Raw genomic sequence first — 18339 nt, 5'->3', positions numbered from 1 at the left:
CCATCTTCGCCCTGGGACTTGTCTCCATGGAAAAACGCGTCATATTCCGGCACAAGACCCTGCCCTACCTACTGCTGGCGCCGCAGATCGCCGTCACGCTGGTGTTCTTCTTCCTGCCGGCCGGCCAGGCCATGTGGCAGTCCATGCAGTTGCAGGACGCCTTCGGCCTGTCCTCCGAATTCGTGGGCCTGGCCAACTTCGCCGAACTGTTCCGCCAGTCCGACTACCTGGACTCGTTCCGCGTCACGGCCGTGTTCTCCGCGCTGGTGGCCTTCGTCGGCCTGGCCGTCTCCCTGCTGCTGGCGGTCATGGCCGACCGCGTCATGCGCGGCGCCGGCCTGTACAAGACCCTGCTGATCTGGCCTTATGCCGTGGCCCCCGCGGTCGTGGGCGTGCTGTGGCTGTTCCTGTTCTCGCCCTCGGTCGGCATCCTGGCGGTCGCCCTGCACCAGCTGGGCGTGGCCTGGAACCCGCGCCTGGACGGCAACCAGGCGCTCACGCTGGTGCTCGTCGCCGCGGTATGGAAGCAGATCTCGTACAACTTCCTGTTCTTCCTGGCCGGCCTGCAGTCGATCCCCCGTTCGCTCATCGAAGCGGCCGCGATCGACGGCGCCTCGCCGGCCCGGCGCTTCTGGACCATCGTCTTCCCCCTGCTGTCGCCCACCACCTTCTTCCTGCTGGTGGTCAACATCATCTACGCGTTCTTCGATACCTTCGCCGTAGTCGACACCACCACCCAGGGCGGCCCGGGCACGGCCACCTCGATCCTGGTCTACAAGGTGTACAGCGACGCCTTCCACGGCCTGGACCTGGGCTCGTCGGCCGCGCAGTCGGTGGTGCTGATGGCCATCGTGGTGGCGCTCACCGTCGTGCAATTCCGCTACATCGACCGCAAGGTCCAGTACTGACCCTCCCCACAAGGCTACGACACCATGGTTGAACGCCGCCCCTGGCTCGACTTCCTGGCCCACCTGATCCTGCTGTGCGGGGTGGCGCTGGTGGCCTTCCCGCTGTATGTGACCTTCGTCGCCTCCACCCAGACGGCCCAGGAAGTCGCCGCCGCGCCCATGTCGCTGCTGCCCGGCCCGCACTTCGCCGAGAACTACGCGCGCGCCCTGGCCGGCGCCGGCGTGGGACGCATGCTGTACGTCAGCCTGGTCATGGCGCTGGTCATCTCGCTCGGCAAGATCGCCATCTCGCTGCTGTCGGCCTTCGCCGTCGTGTACTTCCGCTTTCCCGGCCGCATGTTCTTCTTCTGGATGATCTTCGTCACCCTGATGCTGCCGGTCGAAGTCCGCATCGCGCCCACCTACAAGGTCGTGGCCGACCTGGGGCTGCTCAACAGCTACGCCGGCCTGACACTGCCATTGATCGCCTCGGCCACCGCCACGTTCCTGTTCCGGCAATTCTTCCTGACGGTGCCCGACGAACTGGTCGAGGCAGCCCGCATCGACGGCGCTGGACCGCTACGCTTCTTCCGCGACGTGCTGCTGCCGCTGTCGCGCACCAGCATCGCCGCGCTGTTCGTCATCCAGTTCATTTACGGCTGGAACCAGTACCTCTGGCCGCTGCTGATCACCACCCAGGAAAACATGTACCCCGTGGTGATCGGCATCAAGCGCATGATCAGCGGCGGCGACAGCGTCACCGAATGGAACATCACCATGGCCACCGCCATGCTGGCTATGATCCCGCCGGCGCTGGTGGTCATCCTGATGCAGAAATGGTTCGTCAAGGGCCTGGTCGACACCGAGAAATAGCCCGCCTCCGCCCGAACACGTCTACACGAAGAACATTCCATGGCTACCCTGAGCTTTCGCAACGTCAAGAAAACCTATAGCGGCAACGTCGCCGTGATCCACGGCATCGACGTCGAGGTGCAGGACGGCGAGTTCATCGTCATCGTCGGCCCCTCGGGTTGCGGCAAGTCCACGCTGATGCGCATGGTGGCCGGCCTGGAAACCGTCACCAGCGGCGAAATCCTGATCGACGGCAAGGTGGTCAACGACCTGGAGCCGGCCGAGCGCGACATCGCCATGGTGTTCCAGAACTACGCGCTCTACCCTCACATGAGCGTGTTCCAGAACATGGCCTATGGCTTGAAAATCCGCAAGCTGTCCAAGGACGAAATCCGCAAGCGGGTCGAGTCGGCCGCGCGCACCCTGGAACTGGACCAGCTGCTGGACCGCCGCCCGCGCCAGCTGTCCGGCGGGCAACGCCAGCGGGTCGCCATGGGGCGCGCCATCGTGCGCGAGCCCAAGGTGTTCCTGTTCGACGAGCCGCTGTCGAACCTGGACGCCAAGCTGCGCGTGGCCATGCGTCTGGAAATCATGAAGCTGCACCGCCGCCTGCGCACCACCAGCCTCTATGTCACCCACGACCAGGTCGAGGCCATGACGCTGGCCCACCGCATGATCGTCATGTACCAGGGCGTGCCCGAGCAGATCGGCACGCCGACCGAAGTCTTTGAAAAGCCGGCGTCCACCTTCGTGGCGGGCTTCATCGGCTCCCCGCCCATGAATCTCGTCCCCGTCAACGCAGCCGGCGACGGCACGCTGCAGACCCTGGACGGCGTCGCGCTGGACATCTCGCCCCTGCAAGTGCCGGCCGCCGTGCGCGGCCGCGCCGTCATCATGGGCATGCGGCCCGAGCACATGCTGCTCACTGCCCAGGGCCTGCCCGCCGAAGTCGAAATGGTGGAAACACTGGGGTCGGAACAACTGGTGCACTGCCGTTGCGGGCAGAACGCCATCGTGGTGCGCTGCGCCACCCGCCAGTTGGCGGAGGCGCCCGCCCGGACCGGCGACCAGGTCTCCGTGGGCCCGGATGGACGCCACGCACTGCACTGGTTCGAGACGGATACGGGACGCCGGGTGCAGGGCACCTAGGACGGCACGCGGCTACGACGCCACCGACATCGGCACCGGCGATACACGCGGCAACGGAGCCGCCACGCGCCAGGTGGCGCGCCGCCGCAGCGCGGCCAGGATCTTCAGCCCCTGCGGCCATTCTCCGAAACCCGCCTCGGCATTGATATGGCCCCCGCCCGGCACGACCTCGAAGCGGCTGCCCCAATCGGCGGCGAACTGGCGCGCCCGCTCCAGCCGGCAATAGGGGTCATTGTCACTGGCCACCACCACGGACTGGAAAGGCAAGGAATGGCGAGGCACGGGGCCGAACCCTCGCAGGCATTCCGGCGCATCGGCGCGCTCCACGTCCGCCGGCGCCACCAGCAAGGCTCCCGCCACCTTGGCCCGCAGCGGGACCGGCAGGCTGACAGCGGCCAGGCAGCCCAGGCTGTGCGCGACCAGCAGGACCGGGCAAGCCGCGGCGTCCACGCAGGTGGCCACGGTGGCATTCCAGATCGCCGGATCCGGGGTATGCCAATCGGGCTGGCGCACGCGTTGCGCGTGGGGCAGGCACTGCGCCCATAGCGTCTGCCAGTGGCCGGTCCCGGAGTCTTTCCAGCCCGGCACGATGATCGGTTGGAATCTCATAGCGTCAATAATGCCCTGCTGCCTTATGAAGGCAAACGAACAAATCGTCTTTTGCATATACGCATATGCACATAAGGCGACCATCGCCCGATTGCCATGGATTGTCTACCCCGCCGGCGCAAATCAAGCCGGCTTTCAGGTATGCTTGCCAGCACAAGCCTCGCGGCGCCCAGCGGGCGCCCGGCTTATATAACGACGCAAAGGAGATTCCCCATGAAACAAGCACTCCGCCTCACGCCGGTCCTGGCTGCGCTGGGCCTGGCGGCGGGCCTGGCCTGCGCGGCCGGCGCGCAGGCGCAAAGCATCAAGATCGCCGTGGTCGGCCCCACCACCGGCCCTGTCACCCAGTACGGCGCCATGGTGCGCGAAGGGGTCGACACCGCGGTCGAGCGCATCAACGCCGCGGGCGGCATCGACGGCAAGAAGCTTGAAACCGTGGTCATCGACGACGGCTGCGAGCCCAAGCAGGGCCCGGTCGCGGCCAACCGGGTCGTCAACGACGAGATCGTCTTCGTCGTCGGCCATGTCTGCTCGGGCGCCACGATTGCCGCCGCCGACGTCTACAACAACGAAGGCGTGGTCATGGTGACCCCCTCGGCCACCTCGCCCGCCCTGACCGACGGCAAGAACTACGAGTTCATCTTCCGCACCATTGGCCGCGACGACCAGCAAGGCCCGGCCGCCGCCAAGTTCGTCCTCGAAAAAATCAAGCCCAAGACGGTCGCCGTCCTGCACGACAAGCAGTCCTATGGCCAGGGCATCGCCACGGCGGTCCGGGACAACCTGGAAAAAGGCGGCGTCAAAGTCGTGATGTTCGAAGGCATCAATGCCGGCGACAGCGATTATTCCGCCGTCATTACCAAGCTCAAGTCCAATAACGTGGATTTCGTCTACTACGGCGGCTACCACCCCGAAATGGGCCTGCTGCTGCGCCAGGCCCACGAACAGGGCGTGAACGCCAAATTCATGGGACCGGAAGGCGTCGGCAATCCCGACATCAACGCCATCGCGGGCGATGCCGTAGAAGGCATGCTGCTCACCCTGCCCGCCGACTTCACCCAGAATCCCGCCAACGCCGAAATCGTCAAGGCTTTCCAAGCCAAGAAGCGCAATGCCAGCGGCGCCTTCCAACTGACGGCCTATGCGGCCACCCAGGTCATCGCCGAAGGCATCAAGGGCGCGGGCAGCACCGATCCCACCAAAGTCGCCGAATACCTGCACGCCAATTCGTTCGACACCCCCATCGGCAAGACATCCTGGAACAAGCAGGGAGACCTCAACGAATTCGAATTCCAGGTATTCACCTGGCACAAGGACGGCAGCAAGACGGCGTTTAAATAATCGCCCGGCTTTTGCCGTTCATTAACGCCGGCCCGCGGGCCGGCGCTCGAGGCCCATCCGGGCCTTTTTCTATGGGCGTCCATGGACAGCGGTGCTGCAGCGCAATAACAGGACGGAATTAATCGAAACGCTGGGTTTCCCGGCCGCGCGTCCTCGAATATTTATTCATTTTGTTACACAACTTGCAGTCAGCCGCCAGTGAGCCATGATCGGACTGCGTATAGGGATCTTATAAACGGTGAAAATCGGGGAAATTTTGCGCATTTGGCCGCAATTCCTTGGGCATTCCGCAGCGTTTTGTATCCGCATTTTGCCACGCATCGCCCGCTGTCTTCCATTCGCACTATAAACAGTAAAATCTGGCTCTCGAATTCTTCGGACAACCTGACCATAATGGCCGAGTCGCTTTCCTTTGGCGCGGGCAACGCAGCAAATGCCGGCGTCCCGGAAAAATCCTGCCCCCTACCGTTCAAGGAATATCCGCATCTGCTATCCGCCAAGCCGCCCGGAAGCGGCCGCTCTTCTGGTCATTGCCTGTAGACCCAGCCCGCCCGGCGCCGCGGCGCCCGGTCCCTGAGTCGTCTGTCCCTAACAAAAGAAAACCAAAAAGCTCTCGAGAGCTGTTGTCCGAAGGAAGAAATACATGGCAAAGCGCGTTGCCGTCGTGGGGCTGTCGTTCCGGTTCCCGCAAACCGATACCGAGCGGTACTGGGCCGACCTGCTGGCCGGACGCGACCTGGTCACCGAAGTCGACCCCGATCGCTGGCAACAGGACGCTTACCTGCATCCCGCCAAGGATCATCCTGGCACTGCCTACACTTTCGCCGCCGGCTCGATCGGCGACGTGTCCGGCTTCGATGCGCACTTTTTTGGCATTTCCCCCCGTGAAGCGGCGCTGATGGACCCTCAGCAGCGCCTGCTGCTGGAATTGTGCTGGGAAGCCATCGAACATGCCGGGATCAAGCCGTCCAGCCTGCGGGGCAGTGATTGCGGGGTATATATCGGCATTGCCAGCGCCGACTATTCGCACCGCCTGTCCGACGACCTGGATGCCATCGACGCGTCCATGGCCACGGGCAACACTTCCAGCGTGGCCGCCAACCGCCTGTCATACCTGTTCGATCTGCACGGCCCCAGCATGGCCGTGGATACCGCCTGCTCGTCGTCCCTGGTGGCCGTGCACCAGGCCTGCCGCGCGATCGCAACGGGCGAGACCAGCCTGGCCATCGCCGGCGGCATCAGCCTGCACTTGCACCCCTATGGATTCATCACGTTTTCAAAGGCATCGATGCTGTCTCCCGACGGCCGGTGCAAGGTATTCGACGCTGCCGGCAACGGCTACGTGCGCTCGGAAGGCGGCGGCCTGCTGCTGCTGAAGGACTACGAGCAGGCCTTGGCCGACGGCGACCGCATTCTGGCGGTCATTCCCGGCAGCGCCGTCAACACCGACGGCCGCAAGTCGGGCCTCACTGTGCCGAATGCCGACGCGCAAATCGCACTGATGCGCGGGGTCTACGAGCGCGCAGGCATTTCTGCGGAAGATATCGACTATCTGGAAGCGCATGGCACCGGCACGGCCGTCGGCGACCCTATCGAGACACGTGCAATCGGGGCGGCCCTGGGCCAGCTGCGCGGCCCCGACAACCCCCTGCCGATCGGGTCAGTCAAGAGCAACATGGGGCATCTGGAAACCGCCTCGGGAATTGCCGGCCTGGTCAAGGCCATCTACAGCCTGCAGCATCGCGTGGTGCCCGCCACCATCGGTATCCAGAAGCTCAATCCGGCCATCGACTTCAAGGGCTGGAATATCGAGGTTGCGACCCAGAATCGGCCCCTGCCCCAGAAGGGGCAACTGACGATCGGGGTGAACTCGTTCGGATTCGGGGGCGCCAACGCGCATGTCATTCTGCAGAGCCCGCCCGAGCACGATGACGACCCGGCCGACAAGCTGGCCAATACTGCCGCGGTCCCGCTCATTGTTTCCGGCAAGACGCCCGAGGCCCTGAAGGCCGCGGCGCGCGGCCTGGCTGACGTGCTGCGGGACCAGCCGGCGCGAGCCCTGTATGACGTGGCATATCATGCCGCCATGCGGCGCGAATGGCATGCCGAGCGCGCCGTCGTCTATGGCGCCGACAGCGAAAGCGTGGCGCAGGCCCTGACCCGCTTCGCTGACGGCGAAGCGCCCCGCTACAGCGTCGCCAGCGGCAGCGCCGTATCCGCGGCGCAGGGCCCCGTGTTCGTTTATTCGGGCAACGGCTCGCAGTGGGCGGGCATGGGCCGCCAATTGCTGGCCGAACCAGTATTCGCCGAAGCCGTGCACGAAATCGACAACCGCTTCGCGCCGCTGAGCGGGTACCGATTGGCGGACGAGCTGGCTCGAACCGATAGCGCCAATCAGTACGAACGCACCGAAATCGCCCAGCCGGCCCTGTTCGCGATCCAGGTCGGCATCACCCGCATGCTGGCGCAGCGCGGCATCCTGCCCGTCGCCGTGGTGGGCCACAGCGTAGGCGAAGTGGCCGCGGCATGGGCCTGCGGCGCCTTGACGCTGGCCGATGCCGTGCAAGTCATCTTCCACCGCAGCCGCCTGCAGGGCACCACCAAGGGCCAGGGCCGCATGACCGCCGTCGGCATCGACGGCGCGGCCGCGCAGGCCCTGCTGAGCGAACTGCAGTTGACCGACGCCGTGTGCGTCGCCGGCTACAACAGTGCGCGCGGCGCCACGCTGGCCGGCGACCCGGCCGCCCTGGCGGCGGTCGAGACTGTATTGGCCGAGCGCCAGGTGTTCCATAAGCGCCTGGACCTCGACTATGCCTTCCACAGTCCTGCCATGGATGCCATCCGGCCCGGGCTGCAGCAGGCGTTGCGCCAGTTGACTCCGCAATCCGGGCATGTGCCGTTTGTTTCCACCATCAGCGGCGCGCGCCTCGACGGCAAACAGCTGGACGCCGATTACTGGTGGCGCAACGTGCGCGAGCCCGTGCGTTTCCAGCAGGCCGTGGACGCCCTGGTGGCGCGTGGCGACAATATTTATATCGAAATCGGTCCGCACCCGGTGCTGCGTTCGTACGTCAACGACAGCCTGGCGGACGCCGGCCTCCAGGGCCGCGTCCTGACGACGGCCAGCCGCGGCAATGACGAGCCCGGCAAAATACACGAGACCGCCGGGCAGGCCGTCCTGAGCGGCGCCCGGATCGATTGGCAGGACCTCTTTCCCTGGGCCGGCCGCCACGTCTCGCTGCCCGCCTACCCTTGGCAGCGGGAACGGCACTGGCATCCCATCACCCCCGAATCACTCAACCAGTTGCAGCGTGCCAAGGTCCACCCCCTGCTGGGACACGCGCTGCGGCAACACGAAGGGATCTGGGAAAACCAGCTCGACACTACCTTGTACCCCTGGCTCGCCGATCACGTAGTGGGCGATGCCACCGTGTTCCCCGGCGCGGGTTTTGCCGAGATGGCGCTGGCGGCCGCCGGCCAATGGCTGCCGGGCACTTGCGCCGAGATCGAGGAGCTGGAGATCCGCGCCCCGCTGCTGCTTGCCGCCTCGCCTTCCAAGCGTGTGCGCTTCTGCCTGGACGCCGCCGACGGCGCGTTCCAGATCCAGGCCAAGGAGCTGGGCGCGGCCGAACCCTGGACGCTGCATGCAACCGGCCGGATCTTGCGTGAAGCGGGCTCCGCGTTGCTGGTCGATGCCCCGGTGCAGGCGCCGGACCGTCCCGCCGACTTCACCGCCGACGCGCATTTCCAGCTGACCCATGCCGTGGGACTCGACTATGGCCCGGCCTTCCGCGCCCTCAAGCACGGCTGGAAGGAAGGAGACGGGACCGTCATTGCGCTGCTCGAGCCGGCCGCCGTGCTGCACGACGGCCTGGCGCAGACCCGGCTGCATCCGGCCCTGCTCGACAACGCCTTCCAACTCGTCGTCCCGTTGCTGTTCGACGATCCATCGACTGATCGCGACATCGCGTTCGTGCCCGCCAAGATCGGCCGCCTGGCGATCCGCGACGATCGCGGCATTCCGTCCTGGGTCCGCGCCACGCTGCGGCGCCGCAGCCCGCACTCGCTGACCATCGATTTCGCGCTGTTCAACCAGGCCGGGGAGCAGGTCGCCGCGGTTCGCGATGCGCGTTTCCGCAGCATACGCCTGTCCAAGGCGTCGACCCGCGTCCTGGATTTCCTGGCTGACGACGGGACTCCCGCGCCGCATGCGCATGACCCCGCCAGTCACCAAAGCACGCTCGACACGTCGGCCCTGGCCGGCGCGCTGGCATCCGCCACGGCCGCCGCCGTCCAGGACGGGGTGCATGCGCGCTATGCCCACGAAATCGAGCCGCTGCTCGACAGCCTCTGCGACCGCTTTCTGGTTCAGGCGATACGCGACTGGGCGCCGGACAGCGGCCATTTATATGATGACGTGGTCGACCGTTGCCGCCAGGCCATGCCGGATGCGGCACTCTTGCTCGACCATCTGCTCGACCGCGCAACGCGCGCCGGGCTCCTCAAGCGCATGCCGTCAGGCTGGACCTGCGCGGCGGAAGATGACGAAACCGCGCCGGGCGCCATCGACATCTGGAACAGCCTGGTGCGCGAGTACCCCGACTACGCGCATATCGTGCATGCCGCGGGACGGGTCGGCCTGCATCTGGCGGAACTGCTGCGAGGACGGAGCATTGCCGCCGACTCGGTTTCGATGCAATCCACTCCGGGCGCGCTGCTGCGCCAGATTCTCGGCGCGGAGGCGCGCCAGCGCATCGGCGCCGCGCTACGGTCCGAACTGGCCCGCGCGCAAGCCGCGCTTCCCGCCGGCAGGCGCCTGAGCGTGCTGGAAATCAGCGCCCATGCTCCCGCTTTCGCCATAGACTGCTGCAGCGCGCTGGACTTCGACCTGGCCGATTACCGCTACAGCTCGACAACTGCCGATGCCATCGAGCAGGCGCAACGCCAACTGGACCTGTATCCCGACGCATCGACCGTCCTGATCGGACAGGACGGTGACGATACCGCCCAGGCCGATCACGACCTGGTCATCCTGCATGCCGATGCCACCAATGCGGGAGAGGCCCAGGCTGTCCTGCAATATGCCCGGCTGCACCTGAAAGCCGGCGGCCTGCTGCTACTGGTGGGCACGCATCCCGCTGCCTGGCTGGACTTCATCGCCGGATCGGCCCCCGGCTGGTGGAACGCCACCACGGAAGACGGCCGGGCCGCCTCGTGCCAGTACCCGGCGCGGTTCTGGCAGGAGGCCCTGGCCGAACACGGCTGCGCCTGCCTGCCATTGCTCGAATTCGCGCCCGACACGCTCGCGGGCCCTTACTTGCTGCCCGCCGTGCTGGACGTCGCCGCGGCCGCGCCCGTGGCCGCCCCGCCGGCGCCAGGCGGCTGGCTGCTGCTGGCTGGCGAAGAGGCCGGCGATGCCGCGCTGGCCGCAGCGCTGGCGCAGCGCCTGGAGACGGCCGGCCATCGCGCGCTTATCCAGCGCGGCGTCGATCCGGCCAAGATGGACACAGTCCTGGCGCAAGCCCGGACCCGCCTGGGCCAGCTCGACGGCGTCATCCACCTCGATGGCTTGACCGCGCCGCGCGATATCGCGACGCCTGACGCACTTATGCAGCGCCAGGTCCACCGGTGCGCGCTGGCCGCCGCCGCGTTCCAGTCGCTGGACCGCAGCGGCGCCGGCGCCACGCTATGGTTGCTGACCGCCGGCGCGGCCCAGCACTGGGCCAGGCCGCAGCCGGGCGCCGCTTCGCTCAACGACGCGGCCTTGTGGGGCTATGGCCGCACCATGATGAACGAGGCCGGCCAGTTCGGCGTACGCCTGGTCGACCTGCCGGACGCCGAACCGGACGAGGCCGTACTGCAGGCGCTGGAGCGCGAGCTGTGCCGGCCCGACGCCGAGACCGAGACAGCCATCACGCTACATGGCGCGCGCTATGCGCCGCGCCTGAAGACCGTGGCACGGCCCTGCGCCGCGCCCGCCTCGCCCGACGAGGCGGGCGCGGTGCGCCTGGCGTTCCCCTTCCCCGGCCAACTGCGAAATCTGCGCTGGGAGACCCGCGCGGCCGCCGCACCCGCCCCGGACCAGCTCGAAATCCAGGTGCACGCCACCGGCTTGAATTTCCGCGACGTCATGTACGCGCTCGGCCTGCTGTCCGACGAGGCAATCGAAAACGGCTATGCCGGCGCCTCGCTGGGCCTGGAATTCGCGGGCACTGTGCTGCGCGCCGGCGCGCTGGCTGGCCAGCAGTACCAGCCCGGCGACGCGGTGGTCGGCTTCGGCCCGGCCAGCTTCGCCGATCGTGTCGTGACCAACACGGACGCCGTCGCCCGCATCCCCGAGGGAATCTCCTTCGAGGCCGCCGCGACCATCCCCAGTACATTCTTCACCGTCTACTATGCCCTGCATCACCTGGCGCAGCTCGAAGAGGGCGAGAAAGTGCTGATCCATGGCGCGGCCGGCGGCGTCGGCATTGCGGCGATCCAGTTCGCCCAGTGGCGCGGCGCCGAGATCTACGCCACCGCGGGATCCGACGAGAAGCGCGACTTCCTGCGCCTGATGGGCGTCCAGCATATCTACGATTCGCGCTCGCTGGCCTATGCCGACGAGATCCTGGCCGACACCGGCGGCCGCGGGGTCGATGTGGTGCTGAACTCGCTGGCCGGCGAGGCAATCAACCGCAATCTGCGGGTCCTGAAGCCCTTCGGCCGCTTCCTGGAACTCGGCAAGCGCGATTTCTACGAGAATACGCGCATCGGCCTGCGCCCCTTCCGCAACAACATCAGCTATTTCGGGATCGACGCGGACCAACTGCTGCGCGAGCGCCCCGCCCTGACGCGCCGCCTGTTCGGCGAAATGATGGCCCTGTTCGCTCAGGGCGCGCTGCATCCGCTGCCCTACAGGGAATTCGATGCCAATGACATCGTCGATGCATTCCGCTACATGCAGCAGGCGCGCCAGATCGGCAAGATCGTCATCACTTATCGCAACGGCATCCGCGATGTGCACCAGCCCAGGGCGGCGCTGCCAGCGGCGTCGGCCTCGTTGAGGCTGTCCGCGGAGGCCACCTATCTGGTGACAGGCGGCCTGAGCGGCTTCGGGCTGCGCACCGCGCAATGGCTGGCCGACAAGGGCGCGCACCATCTCGTGCTGATCAGCCGCAGCGGCCCGGTCGCGGAGGCCGCCCAACAAGCCATCGCCGCCCTGCGGGAACGCGGCATCACCGTCCACGCCGCCGCGTGCGACGTGACCGACGCCCAGGCGGTGAGCGCCTTGCTGTGTCACATTGACGAGGCCATGCCGCCTCTGAAGGGCATCGTTCACGCGGCAATGGTGATCGACGACGGCCTGGTGCGCGGCGCTACGGCGCAGCAGATCGAACGCGTGCTGGCGCCCAAGATACTGGGCGCCCTGCACCTCGATGACGCCACGCGCGGGCGGCCACTGGATTTCTTCGTTACGTTCTCATCGGCCACCACCTTGTTCGGCAACCCGGGCCAGGCCAATTATGTGGCCGCCAACACCTGGCTGGAGAACCAGGCGCGCCAACGACGCGCCCTGGGGCTGCCGGCCACGTGCGTGCGCTGGGGCGCCATCGACGATGTCGGCTTCCTGGCCCGCAACAAGAAAATCAAGGACGCCCTGCAAAGCCGCATGGGCGGCGCCGCACTGGCATCCGAGGCGGCCCTGCTGGCCCTGGAAGACATGCTGCTGGCCGACGCCAGCGGCCTCGGCGTGCTCGAACTCGACTGGCGCGCCCTGCGCCGCTTCCTGCCCACCGCCGCCGCGCCCAAATTCAGCCTGCTGGCGCGCCGCGCCGGAGAAAGCGGCGAGGACGATGGCGATGCCCAGGATATCGCTCATTTGCTGGCCACGCTCGACGACGCGGCGCTGCATCCGATGCTGGTCGATATGCTCAAGGCCGAAGTCGGCGAAATCCTGCGGGTTTCCGCCGACAAGATCGATCCCGATGTGTCCATCTACGATATGGGCCTGGACTCGCTGATGGGCGTGGAACTGGTCGTGGCGCTGGAGAACCGCTTCGGCATCCGGCTGCCTGTCATGGCGCTGAATGAAAGCCCTACACTTGCCAAACTGGCAGCACGGCTGCTTCAATTGTTGCGCAACGAGGGCGACACGCCGCAACAGGACACCCTGCTTGCCGAGGTGGAACAGGTGGTCTCCCAGCACACCGACGAACTGGCCGACGAGGCCGTCCAGGCGTTCGCCAACGACTTGCGATCCGAAGCCGCCGGCACCAAGCGCCTGATCCAATGAACCCAGCAATGGACGCAGCAGCGCAGTCATGAGCACCATCAAGAAGGGGTTGCCCGGCCTCACGGCAAACATCAAAGACAAGCTGATCCAACAAAGCCTCGAGCGCAAACTGCGCCAGGTGGAGCACGAGCAGTCCCAGCCGCCGGTGGCGCGCCCGCTCGGCGGGCCTGCCGCCTTGCCGGAAGAGTTCTATCGCTTCGACCAGCACCCGGGCTACCGGCAACTGCGCATCCTGAACGAAGGCGCGGCCCGCATGGGGGTCCGCAGCCCCTTTTTCAAGGTGCACGAGGGCATCGCCGGCGCGCAGACCCGCATCGCCGGCAAGCACTACATCAATTACGCGAGCTACGACTACCTGGGCATGTCAGGCGACCCGCGAGTCATCGCGGCGGCCAAGGAAGCGCTGGACCGGTACGGCACCTCCGTCTCGGCCAGCCGCCTGGTGTCCGGCGAACGCCCTATCCACCGGCAGCTGGAGCGCGCGCTGGCCGACCTGTACGAAGTGGATGACGCGATCGTATTTGTCAGCGGCCACGCCACCAACGTGTCCACCATCGGCCATCTGTTCGGGCCGCGCGACCTGGTGCTGCATGACGAATTGATTCACAACAGCGTATTGCAGGGCATACAACTGTCCGGCGCCCGGCGCCTGCCCTTTGCCCACAATGACTGGGCCGCTCTGGATCGCATCCTGCACGACCAGCGCCGCGACTTCGAGCGCGTGCTGATCGTGCTGGAAGGCCTGTACGGGATGGACGGCGACTTCCCCGACCTGCCCCGCTTTATCGAGATCAAGCGCCGCCACAAGGCGTTCCTGATGATCGACGAAGCACATTCGCTGGGCGTCATGGGAACGCGCGGCTACGGGCTGCGAGACCATTTCGGCATTGACGGCAAGGATGTCGACATCTGGATGGGCACGATGAGCAAGTCTCTGGCTGGCTGCGGCGGGTACATCGCGGGCGAGAGTGCGCTGGTCGAACACCTGAAATTCCTCGCGCCGGGCTTCCTGTACAGCGTCGGGATGCCGCCCAGCGTCGCGGCTGCCTCTCTGGCAGCCTTGCGGCGCATGCAGGAGCTGCCCGAACGCGTGGCAACCCTGCAGGCGCGCGGCAAGTATTTCCTTGAACTTGCCCGCGCCGCGGGCGTGGACACCGGGACCAGCGCCGGGCTCACCGTCATCCCGGCAATTACCGGCAGCTCATTGAAGGCCGCCCGGCTGTCGACGCAGTTGTTCGAGCAAGGCATCAACGTACAGCCGATCCTCTATCCCGCCGTGCCCGAGCGTGTCGCACGCCTGCGGTTTTTCATCTCCTGCACGCATACCGAAGAGCAATTGCGCCACACGGTCGAACTGCTGGCAGCGGCGCTGTAAAACCATGACGGTGCCACGCAAGCGGAACGTGCCCATCATCAGGCCGCCGTCCCGGCCGCCCGCCCGCCCGGGGCTTGCCTGCCTGCTTGGCGATTCGGCGGCCCGCCGCCATTGGGCCAAGTATTGGGTCGAGGAGCCGCTGGGCGGAGGGCTGGAACTCGCTGCCTATTACCTGTTTCGTGTGCTTCCCATCGGCCTCTGTTCGCGCCTGGGGGCCTCCCGCGGCCGCTACGTCGGCGCAACAAGAAAAAGAGTCGAAGACCAGGCGCGCCAGGCGTTGGCCATGATCGCTCCCGCTCTGCCGCCCGCCGAAGTCGACGCGCTGCTCTGCCGGTTGCATCGGAACTCCGGCCGGGCGCTGCTGGAAACCCTGGTCATGGATCGCATATGGCAAGGCGGCCATGTTGCCGTCTTGCCCGACCAGCGGCGGCAGGCCCTCAAGGACCCGTCCCAGTCCCGCATCTTCGTATCGGTCCATACCAGCAACCTGGGCGACTTGCTGGGAATGTGCCTGATGCAGCTGATCGGCTCCCGTGGGATGACGGTCAGCCGCAAGCAGCCCAACCGCTTCCGCCAGCAGCTCAGCGAAAAATTGCGCAGCAAGCATGGCGCCGCGGTGCTGGAACCCGGCCTGCGTACCACCCGCCAGCTCCTGGAGCATCTGCGGGGGCCGGGCGGCGCGATTCTCATTCACCTGGACGAAGCGCGCGGCAAGCAGATCTACTTCCCCACATTCGGCCGGCCGATGCCTTATGGCAGCAACCTGAGCCTGGCCATCCGGCTGTCGGCCGCCACGGGGGCGCCATTGACCCCGGTCTACATGGAACGCGAGCGCGGCTCCCGCTTCCGGCTACACGTATGCGACGATCTCCAGGCGCCCGCGCCGGGGGACAGCGGATCGCACGACATGATTGCCGAACGGCTAGACCGAATGTTCACGGACATCGTGCGCCGGCATCTGGACGACTGGCAGCAACTCTATTTCTTGCGGCCTTGAGGACGTTTCTGGGGGATACGCGCCCTGCCGTCGAGAAGCTTGCTCACCTCGGAAAAGAAGAGCGCTGAGATCTTGCCCGGCTCGTGGCTCTCCAGAATCTCGTCGAAATATCGAGCCTCGGGCGCATGGCTCATTGCGCGCTGCATCGCATCGACCAGACCCTCCTGGCTCCTGTCGTACAAGAGGGGGTGCTCAGTTCCGAGGACTTCCGCCATGGATCCGGTGTCTGGCGCCACCATGGGTTTGCGAAAGGTAGCCGCCAACAGCGCCACGCCTGAATTCAAGCTGCGAAGATACGGCGCGACGACAGTATCCGAGGCGTTGAAATATACCTGTATATGATCGTCTGGAACACCGTGCGGGATCAGCGATATATCTGCATCGGCGGCGCATTCTTTAAGGGAGTTAGTATATTCCGGATCAGCATTCGGCCCGACGATCAGCAAGCGCAAGCGCTGCCCCGACACTCGCGCTTTTAACGCGCCAAATGCCTGGACCAGCTCCACCAAGCCTTTGTAGGGTTGTATCGAGCCAAAAAAAAGAAACACGAACTCGCGATCCGCGATGCCCAATATCTGCCGCGCGCGCGATTTTCCAATCACATTACCGTACCAGTTGGCATATGATGGGTGCGGCAAATGGAACGAACGCGATTTTGGTATCTGATACCACGGCCGCGTCAATTTTGCCGTATCCCTGTTCATGACATGAACGAGATCGGCATGTTTGGCTGTCACTTTATGCAGAAGCACCTCGGCATCGGGGAAACGGCGCTGGTGCGGCAATACGTTATGTACTGTCCAGATTATTTTTATGCCACGCTCCTTCCATTCGGCCATTCGGTTTTCGAAACCTTGCGCCATGGATTTCGCCTCTTCCTCGGAACGCGCCCCCTTCAGCACGCCCTGCAACCAGTGCAGGTGGATGGCAAGTCGCCCCGCCCAGCCGATTTCCGCCAGCCATGAAACATCTGACAGCGGAATAACCGCTGTCTCGGCTTCATTGGCTCTCGCATACAACAACTCATGGAACGGGTTGAGCTTGAGCGTGGGGTAGTACATCAAGATTTTGGGCAAGCGCTCAGCCGCATGACACGCGCCGGTAACGGCGGCGACGAAAGCAGACGGGACCGACCTTGGATTGGCGGTAAGATTATCAAGCAGCAACGTCCCCCCTTTCGCTAGCCAGGCTCAATGCCCAGCATGGCATTCCCGCGGCCTATCGGCGGCTCCCGTGCGCACCGAGCCCCAGGACCAATGACGCAACAAAACAACAAATTCGTGACAATTGTTGCGCCATTTTGCGCAACAAGCTGGCCAATCTATCCACATTCTAATGCAATGCTGTTAGCACTGTATATAAACTACTTATATGGCAGGCCAATTACCTCGCAACAAAACTAACCCGATGCAATCATCGGCATCTTTTTTTAGTCTAACCCTTCAATTATAATAATTTGCAACCCTTCATGGCTGATACGTCACCATGGCGCCCTTCCGACAAGTTTAAGGGCAGGTGCGCACGCAGAATAAGAATGCAACCTCCCCCTCCCGCCTCGCCAAGCAAACCCCCGCTTTGCCAACAAATTGGGCCGCATTGTAAAGTTTGTCACAAAAGATACATTTGATATCACCCAGATTCACGAGATTGCCCAATCCATAGAGTAGAGTTACGGATTCGTTTTATCCTGGATAGCTTGTCCGAATCCCATGTTGATTATATGAAGATACTGACCGTGTTTGGCACCCGGCCCGAAGCCATCAAAATGGCTCCGTTGGTCAACGCATTATCCAACCACCCGGACATCAAGTCTTATGTCTGCGTCACGGCCCAGCACCGCGAAATGCTGGATCAGGTGCTGAAGCTGTTCGAAATCAAACCCGATTTCGATTTGAATGTAATGCGCCCCGGACAAGATCTTTTTTCCATTACGACCAGCATTCTGAATGGAATAAAAAACATCCTGGAAGAAGTAAAGCCGGATTATGTGCTGGTCCATGGCGATACTTCCACGACTCTTGCCGCTTCCCTTGCCGCGTTTTATTCAAGGATTGCGGTTGGGCATGTGGAGGCGGGACTGCGTACCCGCAATATCCGCTCGCCCTGGCCGGAAGAGGCCAATCGGCAGATCACTGGCGTACTGGCCGATTTGCATTTCGCGCCCACCGAACAGGCTCGCCAGAACTTGCTGCAAGAACGCAAGCCGGAAGACCGTATTTTTGTCACGGGCAATACCGTAATCGATGCCCTTCTTTCCATAAAGAACAAAATAGAAAATGACGAAGCCCTGCTGAAACAGTTTGCTTCGCAATTTTCCTTCCTTTCGGAAGAGCGCCGGCTGATCCTGATCACAGGCCATCGCCGCGAGAATTTCGGAGGCGGCTTCGAGAATATCTGCACCGCTATCGCTGAATTGGCTCGCGTTTACCCCCAGATGGACTTCGTCTACCCGGTGCATTTGAATCCGAATGTGCGCGAACCTGTAAACAGGCTCCTGCGCGGACTCGACAATGTCCACCTCATTGAGCCGCTGGATTATCTACCGTTTGTATATCTCATGCAACGCAGTTTCCTGATCCTCACCGATTCGGGTGGAATCCAGGAAGAGGCGCCGTCTCTGGGCAAGCCTGTCTTGGTGATGCGCGACACTACCGAACGGCCGGAAGCCGTGGCGGCCGGCACGGTCAGAATGGTGGGGACAGACGCCGCTCGCATCGTGCAGAGCGTCAAAGATCTGACAGAAAACGAGATCGAATACAAGAAAATGGCCTATGCCCATAATCCATACGGCAATGGCACCGCGTCGCCCCAAATAATCCAAGTACTCCTTAACCAACAACCCAAATCGTGAGTT

10 protein-coding genes are annotated in these 18339 nt (G+C 64.4%); 8 read left to right on the top strand and 2 right to left on the bottom strand.

What is annotated here, in order from left to right; genetic code table 11:
- Positions 1-26: 26 nt before the first annotated feature.
- From ugpA to ACKTT0_RS20075, 3 genes are read left to right on the top strand one after another with little or no spacing between them, the layout of a single operon-like run.
- On the top strand, positions 27-908 hold the full coding sequence (gene ugpA, locus ACKTT0_RS20085) for a sn-glycerol-3-phosphate ABC transporter permease UgpA (RefSeq protein ID WP_407851534.1): 882 nt from the start codon (positions 27-29) through the stop codon (positions 906-908).
- 24 nt (positions 909-932) lie between these two features.
- Positions 933-1760 carry a sn-glycerol-3-phosphate ABC transporter permease UgpE gene (ugpE, locus tag ACKTT0_RS20080; RefSeq protein WP_407851533.1) on the top strand — a complete coding sequence of 276 codons (828 nt, stop codon included), beginning with the start codon at positions 933-935 and terminating at the stop codon, positions 1758-1760.
- Positions 1761-1799: 39 nt separating this feature from the next.
- Positions 1800-2888 carry a sn-glycerol-3-phosphate import ATP-binding protein UgpC gene (locus ACKTT0_RS20075; protein WP_407851532.1) on the top strand — a complete coding sequence of 363 codons (1089 nt, stop codon included), beginning with the start codon at positions 1800-1802 and terminating at the stop codon, positions 2886-2888.
- A 12-nt stretch (positions 2889-2900) separates the two neighbouring features.
- Here the strand turns inward: ACKTT0_RS20075 and ACKTT0_RS20070 are convergent, their stop codons facing one another.
- The gene (locus tag ACKTT0_RS20070) at positions 2901-3497 is read right to left on the bottom strand and encodes an RBBP9/YdeN family alpha/beta hydrolase (RefSeq protein ID WP_407851531.1); all 597 of its coding nucleotides are present in this window, start codon (positions 3495-3497) and stop codon (positions 2901-2903) included.
- A 213-nt stretch (positions 3498-3710) separates the two neighbouring features.
- Here ACKTT0_RS20070 and ACKTT0_RS20065 point away from each other — a divergent pair, with 213 nt between their 5' ends.
- The 4 genes from ACKTT0_RS20065 (at position 3711) to ACKTT0_RS20050 (ending at position 15485) form a co-directional block, all read left to right on the top strand.
- A complete protein-coding gene (locus tag ACKTT0_RS20065; protein WP_407851530.1) occupies positions 3711-4838 on the top strand; it encodes a branched-chain amino acid ABC transporter substrate-binding protein in 1128 nt (375 codons plus the stop codon).
- A gap of 643 nt (positions 4839-5481) precedes the next feature.
- Positions 5482-13113 (top strand): SDR family NAD(P)-dependent oxidoreductase, encoded by a 7632-nt coding sequence (locus ACKTT0_RS20060; RefSeq protein ID WP_407851529.1) that lies wholly within the window; start codon positions 5482-5484, stop codon positions 13111-13113.
- Positions 13114-13141: 28 nt separating this feature from the next.
- Positions 13142-14488, top strand: coding sequence for an aminotransferase class I/II-fold pyridoxal phosphate-dependent enzyme (locus ACKTT0_RS20055; RefSeq protein ID WP_407851528.1), 1347 nt, complete (start codon positions 13142-13144; stop codon positions 14486-14488).
- Positions 14489-14492: 4 nt separating this feature from the next.
- The gene (locus ACKTT0_RS20050) at positions 14493-15485 is read left to right on the top strand and encodes a lysophospholipid acyltransferase family protein (RefSeq protein ID WP_407851527.1); all 993 of its coding nucleotides are present in this window, start codon (positions 14493-14495) and stop codon (positions 15483-15485) included.
- Here ACKTT0_RS20050 and ACKTT0_RS20045 read toward each other — a convergent pair.
- The gene (locus ACKTT0_RS20045; protein WP_407851526.1) at positions 15467-16651 is read right to left on the bottom strand and encodes a glycosyltransferase; all 1185 of its coding nucleotides are present in this window, start codon (positions 16649-16651) and stop codon (positions 15467-15469) included. The two genes, ACKTT0_RS20050 and ACKTT0_RS20045, sit on opposite strands and share 19 nt — an antisense overlap.
- 554 nt (positions 16652-17205) lie before the next feature.
- Between ACKTT0_RS20045 and wecB the strand changes: the two genes are divergently transcribed.
- A complete protein-coding gene (gene wecB / locus ACKTT0_RS20040) occupies positions 17206-18336 on the top strand; it encodes a non-hydrolyzing UDP-N-acetylglucosamine 2-epimerase (protein ID WP_407851525.1) in 1131 nt (376 codons plus the stop codon).
- Positions 18337-18339: the final 3 nt, after the last annotated feature.

This window comes from Bordetella saccharivorans, from assembly GCF_045862855.1.
Taxonomy (GTDB): domain Bacteria; phylum Pseudomonadota; class Gammaproteobacteria; order Burkholderiales; family Burkholderiaceae_B; genus Bordetella_A; species Bordetella_A petrii_F.
Note: the sequence above shows the minus strand (reverse complement) of the source record. Positions and strands in the feature narration are given on the sequence as shown.